The sequence below is a fragment of the Pseudomonas putida genome (assembly GCA_029953615.1).
Lineage (GTDB): Bacteria > Pseudomonadota > Gammaproteobacteria > Pseudomonadales > Pseudomonadaceae > Aquipseudomonas.
In genome coordinates, this window is record CP124529.1 from 4,160,732 (window position 1) to 4,173,807 (window position 13,076).

A 13,076-nucleotide genomic window follows, 5' to 3' on the forward strand; every position below is an offset into this window, starting at 1 on the left:
TGCAAGGCTTCCCCGAACCTGGATGAGTGGTAGGCTGCGGATTCCCCACCATAGTGGTCCGTGCCATGCCCGAATCGGTTTCCTCGCGTCAACGCCGCGCCTTGCGCCTGGGTTGGCACTTCGTCCGCCCGTACCGTCGCCAGGTGCTGCTGGCCTTGCTTGCCTTGGTAGTCACCGCCGGCATCACCCTGTCGATGGGCCAGGGCATCCGCCTGCTGGTGGACCAGGGCTTCATGACCCGCTCTGCGCATCAGCTCAACCAGACCATCGGGCTGTTCCTGCTGCTGGTGTTGGCCCTGGCGGTGGGGACCTTCAGCCGCTTCTACCTGGTGTCGTGGATTGGCGAGCGCTGCGTGGCCGATATCCGTCGGGCCGTGTTCGACCACCTGATCGGCTTGCATCCCGGGTTTTTCGAAGACAACCGCAGCTCCGAGATCCAGTCGCGCCTGACCGCTGACACCACCTTGCTGCAATCGGTAATCGGTTCATCGCTGTCGATGTTCCTGCGCAACGCGTTGATGGTGATTGGTGGCGTGGTGTTGCTGTTCATCACCAACCCCAAGCTCACCAGCATCGTGGTAGTAGCGCTGCCGCTGGTGCTCGCGCCGATCCTGCTGTTCGGCCGCCGGGTACGCAGCCTGTCGCGGCAGAGCCAGGACCGGGTGGCCGATGTGGGCAGCTATGTGGCCGAGACCCTCGGGCAGATCAAGACTGTACAGGCCTACAACCACCAGGCGCACGACCGCGAGCTGTTCGCCGTCACGGTCGAAGCGGCGTTTGCCGTGGCCCGGCAGCGGATAGCCCAGCGTGCGTGGCTTATCACCCTGGTGATCGTGCTGGTGCTGGGGGCGGTGGGGGTGATGTTATGGGTTGGCGGCATGGATGTGATCGCCGGGCGCATTTCCGCAGGCGAACTGGCGGCCTTCGTGTTCTACAGCCTGATCGTCGGCAGTGCCTTCGGCACCCTCAGCGAGGTGATCGGCGAGTTGCAGCGGGCGGCGGGCGCGGCCGAACGCATTGCCGAACTGTTGGCGGCGCGCAGTGCAATCCTGCCGCCCGCCGTGGCGCAGGTGCTGCCGCAGCAGCGGGCCAGTGGGCGTATCGAACTGCAGCAGTTGGTGTTCGCTTACCCGTCACGCCCCTCGGTGGCGGCTGTGGATGGCCTGAGCCTGGCCATCGAACCGGGGCAGACCGTGGCGCTGGTAGGGCCCTCGGGCGCGGGCAAGTCGACCTTGTTCGATTTGTTGCTGCGCTTCTATGACCCCCAGCAAGGGCGCATCCTGCTCGATGGCCGGGCGATTGCCGAACTCGAACCCGATCAACTGCGCCAGCAGTTCGCCCTGGTGGCACAAAACCCTTCGCTGTTTCGCGGTACGGTCGAGGCCAACATCCGCTACGGCCGGCCCGAGGCGACCCTGGCCGAGGTCGAGGCAGCGGCCCGTGGTGCTCATGCCGACGCATTCATCCGGCAACTGCCGCAGGGCTACCAGACACCGTTGGGCGAGGGTGGCATCGGTCTGTCTGGCGGGCAGCGACAACGCCTGGCCATCGCCCGTGCGTTGCTGGTCGATGCACCGATCCTGTTGCTGGACGAAGCCACCAGCGCTCTCGACGCGCAAAGCGAACACCTGATCCAGCAGGCGTTGCCCAGCCTGATGGCCGGGCGCACCACCCTGGTGATCGCTCATCGCCTGGCGACTGTACAACATGCCGACCGTATCGCGGTCATCGACAAGGGCCGGCTGGTGGCAGTGGGGACGCATCGCCAGTTGATCGAAGAAAGCCCGCTTTATGCGCGGCTGGCGGCCTTGCAGTTCACCACAGGGTAGTAAGTAGCGGCCTTGTAACATTTCTGTAGTATTTGCCTGAGAGTATCTGGCTCAACTGTTGCGTAAGTGCTCGACCTGGCTGCCATTGCTTGATGGCAGCCTTTTTTTGGCCTGCCAGTAACCGGGCTGCGTTGCACCCTGTTGCCAACCTGCGCGGCCCCCGGTCTTCCCCCTGTTTTCCGAGATCCAAGATGCTGCGTAAATCCCTCAGAGTGCAAATTCTCTCCCTGCTTGGCGGCAGTCTGGTGGCGATGTTGCTGATCGCCCTGGTGTGCTTCCAGTTCCTCTCGTCCAGCGTGCGCGGCTACGCCGAGCTGGTCGACGGGCCGCTGCGGGCCTCGCAATTGATCGACGAAGCCAACCTGCAGTTCAAGATCCAGGTGCAGGAATGGAAGAACGTGCTGTTGCGCGGGCGCCAGCCGGCTGGACCTGGACAAGTACTGGCAGCAGTTCCAGGCGCGCGAGCAGCAGGTGCAGCAACTGCTCGGGCAATTGATCGACAGCAGCGACGCCAGGCTCAAGGCGCAGTTGCAGCAATTGCGTGACAGCCATCGGCAGCTGGGCCAGGCCTACGCGCAAGGGCGCCAGGCATTTCTGGCGGCGGGCGGCGACCCGGTTGCCGGCGACCAGGCGGTCAAGGGCGTGGACCGCGCTGCCAGCGAACAGATGAGCGAACTGGTCGAGCAACTGCGTGCCGATGCCCATCAGCAAGCCGCCAGCCTTAGTGCCGGTGCCGAGCGCACGGTATGGCTGGGCTTGCTGGTGATGTTGGCCTCAGCGCTGTTGGTGGGGCTGCTCAGCCTGTGGCTGGTCAACCGCAGCCTGATCGAGCCGATCCGGCAGTTGATCGAGTATGTCGCGCAACTTAGCCAGGGCCGCTTTGCTGCCCGGGTAGACAGCCGTCGCGAGGACGAACTGGGTCGCCTGGCGCGGGCCGCCAATACCCTGCGTGACTTTCTCGCCGACACCGTCGGCCGGCTGCAGGACAACGCCCAGGAACTGGAAGGCGCCAGTGGCCAGTTGCGCAGTATCGCCGGCGACATGGCCCGTGGCACCCACGACCAGTTCCAGCGCACTGACCAGGTGGCGACGGCCATGCATGAGATGTCCGCCACCGCCCAGGAAGTCGCGCGCCACGCCGCCGAGGCCGCCCGTGCGGCGGACGACGCCGACCACAGTGCCCAAGCGGGCGAGCAGGTGATGCAGCAGACCATCGATATCATTGGCGTGGTCAACCGCGAAATTGCGGGTACGGCGGCGGTGATTCGCGACCTGGAGCATGACAGCACACGTATTGGCAAAGTCCTTGAAGTGATCCGCGGCATTGCCGAGCAGACCAACCTGCTGGCGCTCAACGCGGCCATCGAAGCGGCCCGTGCCGGCGAGGCCGGGCGTGGTTTTGCGGTGGTTGCCGATGAGGTGCGCAGCCTGGCCCAGCGCACGGCGGCGTCGATTGCCGAGATCCACCAGATCATCGACGCGGTGCAGTTGGGGGCGGTGGAAGCGGTCAAGGCCATCGAAAGCGGCCAGCAGCGCAGCGAGGAGGGCGCCGAGCAGGTGCAGCAGGCCGGGCAGATGCTGCAGCGCATCACCCTGGCGGTGGAGGCGATCCGCGACATGAACCGGCAGATCGCCACGGCGGCCGAAGAGCAGACCAGCGTGGCCGAAGACATTTCGCGCAACCTGATCGAAATCACCCGTATCGCCACCGCCAACCAGCAGGCCGTGCAGCATACCGAGCAGGCGGGGCAGCGCCTGCATGGGTTGTCGGGGCAGCTAGGGGAAGTCACTTCCCGCCTCACCGCCTGACGCCCTTTCATGCCTGATGCGGTCCCTGTAGGAGCGGCCTTGTGTCGCGATGGGCCGCACAGCGGCCCCAATATCTCGGCAACAGTGTGGATATCGCAGGGGGCTGCTTTGCAGCCCTCATCGCGACACAAGGCCGCTCCTGCAAGGGCAGCGCAAGGCGGGGAAATCCGCCATTTCATTGCAGTGCATCCGGCCCCTCTGGCGGATTGTCGCCATGCTCCCCGTCGCTCACCCCCTGTATTCACTGCTCCAGACCCAGTTGGCACGTTCCCTGCTCAAGGCGGCGCGCGTGTACACAACAACTGGATAACATCAATGAAGAAATTCCTGCTGACGTTCCTCTGCCTGGGCGTCATCGGCTGCTCCAAACCCGCGGAACCGGAAAAGACCGTCGACGTGCTGCTGATCGGTGGTGGCATCATGAGTGCCAGCCTGGGCACCTACCTCACCGAGCTTGAGCCCTCCTGGAAGGTCGACGTCTACGAACGCCTGGGCCAGGTCGCCGAAGAAAGCTCCAATGCCTGGAACAACGCCGGTACCGGTCACTCGGCGTTCTGCGAGCTCAACTACACCAGCGTCGGCAAGGACGGCAGCATCGACATCAGCAAGGCTGTGGGGGTCAACGAGCAGTTCGAGGTGTCCAAGCAGTTCTGGGCCTACCAGGTCGAGCAGGGTGTGCTGAGCAACCCGAAGTCGTTCATCAACAACGTGCCGCACATGAGCTTTGTCTGGGGTGACGACAACGTTGCCTTCCTGCACAAGCGCGTCGATGCTCTGCAGCACAGCTCGCTGTTCCGCGGCATGGAAATCTCCGAAGACCATGAGCAGATTCGTAAGTGGGCACCGCTGGTGATGGAAGGGCGTGACCCGGGGCAGAAGGTCGCTGCCACGCGCATGGCCATCGGCACCGACGTGAACTTTGGCGAAATCACTCGCCAGCTGTTCGCCGCAATGACCCGCAACCCCAACGTGTCGCTGAACCTGCGCCATGAAGTGCGCGACATCGTGCGCAACGACGACGGCACCTGGCAGGTGCGAGTGGCCGACCTGGCCAACGGTGGCAAGGAAAAGGCCATCAACGCCCGCTTCGTGTTCATTGGTGCCGGTGGTGGTGCGCTGAAGCTGCTGCAGAAGTCGGGCATTCCCGAAGCCGAAGGCTATGCCGGCTTCCCGGTCGGTGGCCAGTTCCTGATGACCGACAACCCCGACCTGGTCGCCCGCCACCAGGCCAAGCTGTACGGCAAGGCCTCGGTCGGCGCGCCGCCGATGTCGGTACCGCACCTGGATACACGAATGATCGATGGCCAGCAGGTGCTGCTGTTCGGCCCGTTCGCCACCTTCTCCACCAAGTACCTCAAACATGGCTCGCTGCTGGACATGTTCGCCTCGCTGAACAGCCACAACGTGCTGCCGATGGTCAATGCCGGTATCGACAATATCGACCTCAGTACTTACCTGATGGGGCAGTTGATGCTCAGTTTCGATGACCGCATGAACGCGCTGCGCGAGTACTTCCCCAACGCCAAGAACGAAGACTGGAAGCTGCTGCAGGCCGGCCAGCGGGTGCAGGTGATCAAGAGGGATCCGGTACTGGGCGGTGTGCTGCAGTTCGGTACCGAAGTGGTGGCGGCCCAGGACGGCAGCATCGCCGCGTTGCTGGGGGCTTCGCCGGGCGCTTCGACTGCGGCGCCGATCATGCTGACCGTGCTCGAAAAGACCTTCAAGGACCGTATCCAGTCGCCCGCCTGGCAGGCCAGGCTCAAGCAAATCGTGCCGAGCTATGGGCAGAAGCTGAACAACAACCTGGCGCTGACCAACCAGACCCGGGCCTGGAGCAGCGAGCGCCTGCAGTTGCTGTATGTGCCGGTGGAGGCTGAGGTGTCGCACTGACACACTTTTCAATGCACAACAAAAAGCCCGCACAATGGCGGGCTTTTTGTTGAGGACCTGGTCGGAGAGACAGGATTCGAACCTGCGGCCTTCTCGTCCCGAACGAGACGCGCTACCTGGCTGCGCTACACTCCGATGGAAGAAATCCTACTGCATCCTTTTTTTGCACGCAAGCCCTTGTTGTTGAAAGGGCCTTTGCAAAAAACAGGCTGCAATCACAGCTCCTTGACGGTGCGGATCTGGTCCTTGTTCAGGCGCGTGCGCTTGCCATCCAGTTGCTCGAATTCGTAGAAGCCCGAGTCTTCATCGAACTTCGGTGTGTCGGTGGCCTGGATTTCGCGGCCGTCGTTCAGAGTAATGACGGTTGGCGATGCGCAGCCAGCGAGGGCGCCCAGGCCCAAGGCGAGCAGGAAGGCGGGTAGGGTCCGTTGAATCATCGTGTTTCTCCAGTGCGATGGTGCTAGATGACATTAAGACGCAGGGCGTCCAGGCAAGTTCCGTCTACAGTGCAGCATAGCGGCAAAGCCGGGGCATTGATCAAGGGCAAGGGCCTAGGGTGTCGCGCTTTGACGGGCGTGTGCTGTGTTATAACTGCGGCCATCCCATCCTGTTGTGACGGACCCTCATGAAAGCCAAGGCAGATACCCCCTTCGTGCCGTTGAATATTGCCGTGCTCACGGTCAGCGACACCCGCACCTTCGACACCGACACCTCCGGCCAGCTGTTCGTCGACCGGCTGAGCGCCGCCGGCCATCGCTTGGCCGAACGCGTGCTGCTGAAGGACGACCTGTACAAGATTCGCGCCCAGGTCGCCACCTGGATTGCCGATGACAGCGTTCAGGTGGTGCTGATCACCGGCGGCACCGGCTTCACCGGCCGCGACAGCACGCCCGAGGCCGTGGCCTGCCTGCTGGACAAGCAGGTAGAAGGTTTTGGTGAGCTGTTTCGGCAGATTTCCGTGGCCGACATTGGCACCTCCACTGTGCAATCGCGGGCCCTGGCCGGGCTGGCCAACGGTACCTTGGTGTGCTGCCTGCCGGGCTCGACCAACGCGGTGCGCACCGGTTGGGACGGTATCCTCGCCGAACAGCTGGATGCCCGCCATCGCCCTTGCAACTTCGTCGCGCATTTGAAACAGGCAGCGGCCTGTGACAGCCGTGGCTGAGGTCAGCCAGGCCCGGCCGCTGATGCCGGTGGAGCAGGCCCTGGAACAACTGCTGGCATTGGCCGAAGCGGCCCCGATCGGCGGCACGGAGAACCTGCCACTGGCAGAAGCCGAGGGCCGTGTGCTGGCCGTTGACCTGGTGGCCTCGCTCGACCTGCCGCCTTGGCCGAACAGCGCCATGGACGGTTACGCCCTGCGCCTGGCTGACTGGCGGGGCGAACCACTGCCGGTCAGCCAGCGGATTTTCGCCGGCCATGCGCCGCAGCCGCTGCAAGCGGGCACTTGCGCACGCATCTTCACCGGGGCACCGCTGCCCGAAGGTGCCGACTGCATCGAGATGCAGGAAAACACCGAAGTGGCAGAAGACGGCCGGGTACGCTTTCTCGAGCCGTTGAAAACCGGGCAGAACATTCGCCCCCAAGGCCAGGAAACCCGCAAGGGCGAACAGGTGATGAGCGCCGGCACCCGGCTGGGGCCGATCGAGCTGGGCCTGGCGGCGACCTTGGGCCACGGCCGCCTGGATGTCGTGCGCAAGGTACGGGTGGCGGTGCTGTCCACCGGTGACGAACTGGTCGAGCCTGGCCTGCCGCTGGGGCCGGGGCAGATCTACAACAGCAACCGCCGGCTGCTGGTCAGCTGGTTGCAGCGCCTGGGTTGCGAGGTCGTCGATGCGGGCATTTTGCCGGATGACCTGGAACGCACCCGTACATGCCTGGCCGAACTGGGCGACGTCGACCTGATTTTGTCCACCGGCGGTGTCTCGGTGGGCGAAGCCGACTATCTCGGCGCTGCCCTGCGCGAAGCCGGTGAACTGGCCTTGTGGAAGCTGGCGATCAAGCCAGGCAAGCCGCTGACGTTCGGCCACTTCCAGGGTGTGCCGGTCATCGGCCTGCCGGGCAACCCGGCCTCGACCCTGGTCACCTTCGCCCTGCTGACCCGGCCCTACCTGTTGCGGCGTCAGGGCGTGGCCGATGTCACGCCCCTGCGGTTCGACATGCCGGCCGGCTTTGACTGGCCCAAGCCCGGCACGCGCCGCGAGTACCTGCGCGCCCGCATCGAACAGGGTCAGGTGCGCATCTACAAGAATCAGAGTTCTGGCGTGCTGCGCAGCGCGGCCTGGGCCGATGGGCTGGTGGAAGTACGCGAAGGCAGTACGCCGAAACAGGGTGACAGCGTGCCGTTCATTCCCTTCAGTGAGCTACTTGGCTGAGCGGCCCATTCAGGCACTGGCCAGCGGCGCAGCTTCGGCCGGAGCCGCCTGGGCCAGGCGCCTGTGGACGTTTTCCAGTTGCTGGGCAGCCACGCTCCAGTCGTGGTACTGGCGGGCGAGCTGGCGCCCGGCATCGCTCAACTGGCTCATGCGCCAGGGCTGGTTGAGCAACTGGGTGATCAGCAGCGCCAACTGGTCGCCATCCTCACTGCCCAGGTAGTGTTCACCATTGTTCGCGGCCAGGCCAGAAACGCCTTTGCCGGTGGTGATCACCGGCAATCCGGCGGCCATCGCTTCGAGGATTTTCACCTTGGAGCCACCGGCATAGCGCAGCGGTGCGAAGAACAGTGCCGAACACCGCTGCAGTTCACGCAGGTCGGGGCGGTAGCCGAACCATTCGATACGGGGGTCGCTCCAGTGCAGTTTCCAGCTGGCCGGCATGGCATGCCCGGCAATCGCCAGGCGTACTGCCGGGTTGCTCTGCCACACCTGGGGCATGATGTCCTCCAGCGCCCATTCGATGGCCTCCAGGTTGGCGCCATACTCGAAATTGCCAACGAACAGCAGGCGCTGGCTATGCAGGGCGGGTTGCACGTGCTGGTAGAAGTCACAGTCCACACCATTGACCACCACGTTAACCGGGCGCCCGCTGATCTGTGCGATCAGCTCGGCATCGTGGGCGCTGACCGCCACCAGTTCGCTGGGCTGGCGCAATACCCGCTGTTCCCAGCGTCGATAGCGCCAGCGGTCGAAGGCGTTGAGCGGGCGCAGCCACAGCGGCAGGCGATCATGGCTGGCGCCACCCATCACCGACTCCAAGGTGTGTTCGCTGAGCATGTAGGGCAGCCCGCGTGCCTGCAGGGCCTTTTCGAAGGGCTGGAAGCTGTAGCTGTGCTCGATCTGGATCACGTCCCAGGGCTCGTCCAGCAATTGCTCGAAGCGGTGCCGCAGGCAAGGGGCCAGGCCATTGATGATGGCCCGCATGGGGTAGTCGATGATCGGCGAGGCCAGCAGGTTCAGCGGGCTGTGCAGGGGCCGGCGGGGTAGCACGATGAGGCGTTCGAGCAAAGGTTCCAGGGCCTCGCGTGCAGCATCGCCGAGGGGGATCTTCGATTGCACCAGCAGGGTAATGCGGTGGCCCCGCTGTGCCAGTGCGCGTATCAGGTGGTATTGCCGGGTCTTGCTGCCACTGGTGGTCGGCCAGGGCAGGTACGGCAGTGTCCAGAGAATGCGCATGACCCGGAATCCTCGCTAAAAGGCTGCGGATAGCAAGACGCGCCCGTGGCCAGCAGTGGTGAAACCACTACCGGGGGCGCGTCCATGGCAAGAAAGTGTATCTGCTGAGCATAGCCGTGCATTGCCAGGCGTGGGAAAAAGACAGGCCAACGCTTGTCGGTTAAGCGCGATCAATTCTAGGAGCGGCCTTGTGTCGCGATAGGGGCGCGAAGCGGCCCCACGTTTTCAGCTTCGCCGCGCACATCGCCGGGGCCGCTCTGCGGCCCTGTCGCGACACAAGGCCGCTCCTACAATCGATCGCGTTGGCCTGCTATTTTCTCGGGCGCATGCAACGATCCGCAATTGCAAAGGGTCGAGATCTGGGTTGATCACTACAAGGAGGCGCGCACATGCAAGAGCGCAAGGCAATGCTGATCCTGCACGGCAAGCAGGCCATGAACGAAGACGTGCGCAGCGCCGTGCACGGCCTGCGCGACAGCGGCTGGGTGCTGGATGTGCGGGTCACCTGGGAGGCCGGTGACGCCCCGCGGCTGGTCAACGAGGCGCTGGCTGCCGGTTACGGCCATATTGTTGCAGGGGGCGGGGACGGAACGCTGCGCGATGTTGCCGAAGCCATGGGCCTGGCGGGTACACAGGCCAGCCTGGCGTTGTTGCCGCTGGGCACGGCCAATGATTTTGCCAAGGCTGCCGGCATACCCCTGGAGCCTGCCACGGCACTGTCCTTGCTGAACCTGCCCGCACGGCCAACAGACCTGGGCCAGGCCGGCGACCAGTTGTTCCTGAACATGGCCACGGGCGGTTTTGGCAGCCAGGTCACGGCCAACACCTCCGAAGACCTGAAGAAAGTGCTGGGCGCGGCCGCCTACCTGTTCACCGGGTTGTCGCGCTTCAGCGAACTGCAGGCGGCCTCGGTGGAGCTGCAAGGGCCGGGTTTCCACTGGCAGGGTGACCTGCTGGCGTTGGGGATCGGCAATGGCCGCCAGGCCGGCGGTGGGCAAGAGTTGTGCCCCGAGGCCCTGGTGGACGACGGCTTGCTCGACATTGCCATCCTGCCGGCACCACAGGAAATGGTGGGGACGCTGCGTGAACTGTTGGCCGGTAACGGGCTGTTCGTCAGGGCCAGGTTGCCCTGGGTCGAGATCAAGTGCTCGCAAGGGCTGGACATCAACCTCGATGGCGAGCCTGTGCAGGCCGACAAGTTGCGCTTCCAGGCCAGGCCCGCTGCACTGCGCCTGCACCTGCCGGACGGCTCGCCGCTGCTCAGTCGTCCAGACTGATGATTTTTTCGCGCACCGCGAACAGCACCAGGCCGGCCACGTCATGGATCTGCAGGCGTTTCATGATCTGCGAGCGGTGGGTTTCCACGGTCTTGATCGACAGGCCCAGGCCGGTGGCGATCTCCCGGGTGGACTTGCCGCGCACGATCAGGCGCAGGATTTCCAGTTGTCGCGCCGTGAGGTTATGCCGCTCGCCAGCGGGCTGCTTGCCCTGCCTGGCGCGCTGCAGCGCCTGGTTGATGACCGTGTGGGCGATGGCTGGGCTGAGGTAACGCTCGCCGTTGCGTACCGCGGCCAGGGCCTGCTCCAGTTCGGTGGCGCTGGTGTCCTTGAGCAGGTAGCCGTGGGCGCCGCTTTCCAGGGCGCGCATGATCAGGTCCGGGTCGGTATGCATCGACAGGATCAGCACTTTGCAGGCACTGCCGCTGGCGCGCAGCTGGGTGAGGGCATCCAGGCCGCTGGTCGAGCGCATGGAAATATCCAGCAAGACGATGTCCGGTGCCAGCTTGCGCACCTGTTCGAGCAACTGGCTGCCGTCGTCGGCCTCACCGATTACCTCATAACCAGGGATGTCGCAGACCAGTGCGCGCACCCCTGCGCGGATCAGCGAGTGGTCGTCTACCAGCAGCAGTCTACAGGTCATGGGTGGCAGTACTCCTGGCGCGTTGCTGGGTGCGCGGAGGCCATGGAAACACCGCCTCGATGCGCGTGCCCAGGCCGAGCTGGCTGGTAATGTCCAGGCTGCCCTGCAAAGCGGTTACCCGCTCCTGCATCCCGGCCAAGCCGCGCTGGCCTGCTTCGGCCGGTTGCCTGGCGGGCACGAAGCCACGACCATCGTCGTGAATCGACAACGCCAACCCCTCGGGGGTGCGCTGCAGACGGACGACCAGGTTGTGTGCCTGGGCGTGGCGCAGCATGTTGGTCACGGCTTCCTGGGTAATGCGGAACACCGCCATGGCCACCGCCTCGTCGATGCCGCCCAGGCGCTGATTGCAGGCCAGGCTCCAGTGCACGCCGCTGTTGCCCAGCGTGCGCATCAGGTGCGCGCGCAGGCTGGCTTCAAGGCCAAGGCTGGCCAACTGCCGCGGGTTGAGCAGGGCGGAGACATCGCGCACGTTGCCCAGGGTGTCATCCAGCGTGCTGCGCAAGGCGTCGCAGTGGCCTTGCAGCTCATCGGGCATGCGCCGTTGCAGCCACTGCAGCTGCAGCTTGGCGGCGGTGAGCAACTGGCCGATATCGTCGTGCAGTTCCCGGCTCAGATGCTGGCGCTCGTTTTCCTGGACCTTGAGCATGCGCTCGGCCAGTTCAGCGGGGCGCAAGCTGATCGACCTGGCGCCCAGGCCCAAGTGCACGGCGGCACTCAGCGTGGCAGCCAGCTGCAGCACCAGCAGGCTGGCCGGGATCGCCTGGTCGGCCAGGTACAGCAGCAGGTTGGCGCCCAGCGAGGCCACGCACAGCCCGACCGTCGCCCAGCGCAGCAGGGCAGCGCGGGAGCAGCAACGCAAAGGAGTCTTCAAGCGTGGGAACATAGGTAGGGAAGCCACTGAAGTATTGCTGGTGGAGGCCTTGCACAATCCTTGTCAGAGGCTTTGGAGCAGTACTTTCGATTGATTGTTTTCCGATCACCAAAACTTGCGACCGTGCTGCAGGTTGCAAGCGTTTGAGCGGTGCATATTACCACCTTGCACTGCATCGGTCGCGGCTGGGTAACGCTTTGAAACGCCAGTGGGGCGGGCGCTTGCGGGTAGCCAAGTGCCATCCTGTCTGATCGTGCAACACGCATTTGCCGCCCGGCAAGTTGGAAAAAATTCGAGAAATTCCAGAGGCGCCCATGGCGGTCTTGAACGAACGCGGCCGGATACACTGTGCGCCGGGTCAATACCTGGGGGATGAACGGCCAGGGGGCGTGCTGTCTGCCGTCTCGTCATGCGGGTGGATGCACACGCTGCCTTGCTCGTCGCAGTGCGTGCAGGCTTGCGCAAGGGGTTGCTGCACGACTTTGGCCAGTTCACCCAGTAGCACCAGCTGCTCGCCGATGTCCAGGTTGAGCCGCCCGGTACACGGATCGACCAGTTCCAGCTGCCAGGCCAGCAGAGTCAGGCAGGCCCCTACTGCGGGCAGGGCTTCGCGCTGCAGGCAACCGCTGTGGCAGGCCGGTGCCAGCAGCTGTTGCAGGGCAGTGGTGTAATGGGCAACTTCGCGCAGGCCCAGGTGCGTAGCCTGCCGGGCGAGGCTGTCGAGGGCATTGTCCAGGCAGCGGCAGGCATCCGGGTCGTTGTCGATCAGCTCCAGATGCTGCAGGCATTCCTGGGCCTGGGTCAGCAACACCTGGGCATCCAGCAGGAAACCCTGCAGGGCGTCATCGAACGATAAGGCGCTGTCCATCATGCAGCTCCCGCGCGTGGGGCAGGCGCAGGGGGCGGGCACGCCAAAACGATAGCTAGCAAAAGCCTGACTCCATTCATGCAATGAGAATGGCGTCACATTAATGGCTAAAGGATATCGCGAACATCAGGTTGCACCCGATTGTGGCTAAGGGTTTCCCTGATAAAGGGCTCAGGTGGGGAACTTTTGCCGGCCATCTGGCTCCTGCGGCGCTGATCGCAGTAGATCATGATGTTAAAGTGATATCAATTGCCTTCACGGCATTTTCCCGCAAG

Annotated in this window: 10 protein-coding genes, 1 tRNA gene and 1 pseudogene; 6 read left to right on the forward strand and 6 right to left on the reverse strand. The window is 64.3% G+C overall.

The features are described from left to right. Positions 1-65 precede the first annotated feature (65 nt). From QIY50_19100 to mqo, 3 genes and pseudogenes are all read left to right on the forward strand, one after another. Entirely contained in the window at positions 66-1,829 is a 1,764-nt protein-coding gene (locus tag QIY50_19100) for an ABC transporter transmembrane domain-containing protein (protein WGV19455.1), read from the forward strand. A 191-nt stretch (positions 1,830-2,020) separates the two neighbouring features. Further along, positions 2,021-3,638 (forward strand): annotated as a pseudogene (locus QIY50_19105) (methyl-accepting chemotaxis protein). Positions 3,639-3,953: 315 nt separating this feature from the next. Next, a complete protein-coding gene (gene mqo, locus QIY50_19110; GenBank protein ID WGV19456.1) occupies positions 3,954-5,528 on the forward strand; it encodes a malate dehydrogenase (quinone) in 1,575 nt (524 codons plus the stop codon). A gap of 58 nt (positions 5,529-5,586) precedes the next feature. On the opposite strand, the gene QIY50_19115 is transcribed toward mqo, so the two are convergent. Both QIY50_19115 and QIY50_19120 read right to left on the reverse strand, forming a co-directional pair. After that, positions 5,587-5,663, reverse strand: a tRNA-Pro gene (locus QIY50_19115). A gap of 80 nt (positions 5,664-5,743) precedes the next feature. Then, a complete protein-coding gene (locus tag QIY50_19120; GenBank protein WGV19457.1) occupies positions 5,744-5,965 on the reverse strand; it encodes a YgdI/YgdR family lipoprotein in 222 nt (73 codons plus the stop codon). A 188-nt stretch (positions 5,966-6,153) separates the two neighbouring features. On the opposite strand from QIY50_19120, the gene moaB reads away from it, so the two are divergent. Both moaB and QIY50_19130 read left to right on the forward strand, forming a co-directional pair. Next, the gene (gene moaB / locus QIY50_19125; GenBank protein WGV19458.1) at positions 6,154-6,693 is read left to right on the forward strand and encodes a molybdenum cofactor biosynthesis protein B; all 540 of its coding nucleotides are present in this window, start codon (positions 6,154-6,156) and stop codon (positions 6,691-6,693) included. Between the two features lie 22 nt (positions 6,694-6,715). Next, positions 6,716-7,903, forward strand: coding sequence for a molybdopterin molybdotransferase MoeA (locus QIY50_19130; GenBank protein WGV23092.1), 1,188 nt, complete (start codon positions 6,716-6,718; stop codon positions 7,901-7,903). Between the two features lie 9 nt (positions 7,904-7,912). Here the strand turns inward: QIY50_19130 and QIY50_19135 are convergent, their stop codons facing one another. Then, positions 7,913-9,139 carry a glycosyltransferase family 4 protein gene (locus QIY50_19135; GenBank protein WGV19459.1) on the reverse strand — a complete coding sequence of 409 codons (1,227 nt, stop codon included), beginning with the start codon at positions 9,137-9,139 and terminating at the stop codon, positions 7,913-7,915. Between the two features lie 389 nt (positions 9,140-9,528). Between QIY50_19135 and yegS the strand changes: the two genes are divergently transcribed. Beyond that, on the forward strand, positions 9,529-10,416 hold the full coding sequence (gene yegS / locus QIY50_19140; GenBank protein ID WGV19460.1) for a lipid kinase YegS: 888 nt from the start codon (positions 9,529-9,531) through the stop codon (positions 10,414-10,416). Here the strand turns inward: yegS and QIY50_19145 are convergent. From QIY50_19145 to QIY50_19155, 3 genes are all read right to left on the reverse strand, one after another. Further along, positions 10,400-11,059: a response regulator transcription factor gene (locus tag QIY50_19145; GenBank protein WGV19461.1), complete on the reverse strand. Its 660-nt coding sequence runs from the start codon at positions 11,057-11,059 to the stop codon at positions 10,400-10,402. The genes yegS and QIY50_19145 overlap by 17 nt on opposite strands. Then, positions 11,049-11,945 (reverse strand): sensor histidine kinase, encoded by an 897-nt coding sequence (locus QIY50_19150; protein ID WGV19462.1) that lies wholly within the window; start codon positions 11,943-11,945, stop codon positions 11,049-11,051. The genes QIY50_19145 and QIY50_19150 overlap by 11 nt, the downstream gene beginning before the upstream one ends. A 346-nt stretch (positions 11,946-12,291) precedes the next feature. Next, entirely contained in the window at positions 12,292-12,801 is a 510-nt protein-coding gene (locus QIY50_19155) for a histidine kinase (protein WGV19463.1), read from the reverse strand. Positions 12,802-13,076: the final 275 nt, after the last annotated feature.

Coding starts and splice junctions, on each gene's coding strand:
- moaB (WGV19458.1), top strand. CDS start 6,154: ATGAAAGCCAAGGCAGATACCCCCTTCGTGCCGTTGAATATTGCCGTG.
- QIY50_19130 (WGV23092.1), top strand. CDS start 6,716: ATGCCGGTGGAGCAGGCCCTGGAACAACTGCTGGCATTGGCCGAAGCG.
- QIY50_19135 (WGV19459.1), bottom strand. CDS start 9,139: ATGCGCATTCTCTGGACACTGCCGTACCTGCCCTGGCCGACCACCAGT.
- QIY50_19155 (WGV19463.1), bottom strand. CDS start 12,801: ATGGACAGCGCCTTATCGTTCGATGACGCCCTGCAGGGTTTCCTGCTG.
- QIY50_19150 (WGV19462.1), bottom strand. CDS start 11,945: ATGTTCCCACGCTTGAAGACTCCTTTGCGTTGCTGCTCCCGCGCTGCC.
- yegS (WGV19460.1), top strand. CDS start 9,529: ATGCAAGAGCGCAAGGCAATGCTGATCCTGCACGGCAAGCAGGCCATG.
- QIY50_19100 (WGV19455.1), top strand. CDS start 66: ATGCCCGAATCGGTTTCCTCGCGTCAACGCCGCGCCTTGCGCCTGGGT.
- mqo (WGV19456.1), top strand. CDS start 3,954: ATGAAGAAATTCCTGCTGACGTTCCTCTGCCTGGGCGTCATCGGCTGC.
- QIY50_19145 (WGV19461.1), bottom strand. CDS start 11,059: ATGACCTGTAGACTGCTGCTGGTAGACGACCACTCGCTGATCCGCGCA.
- QIY50_19120 (WGV19457.1), bottom strand. CDS start 5,965: ATGATTCAACGGACCCTACCCGCCTTCCTGCTCGCCTTGGGCCTGGGC.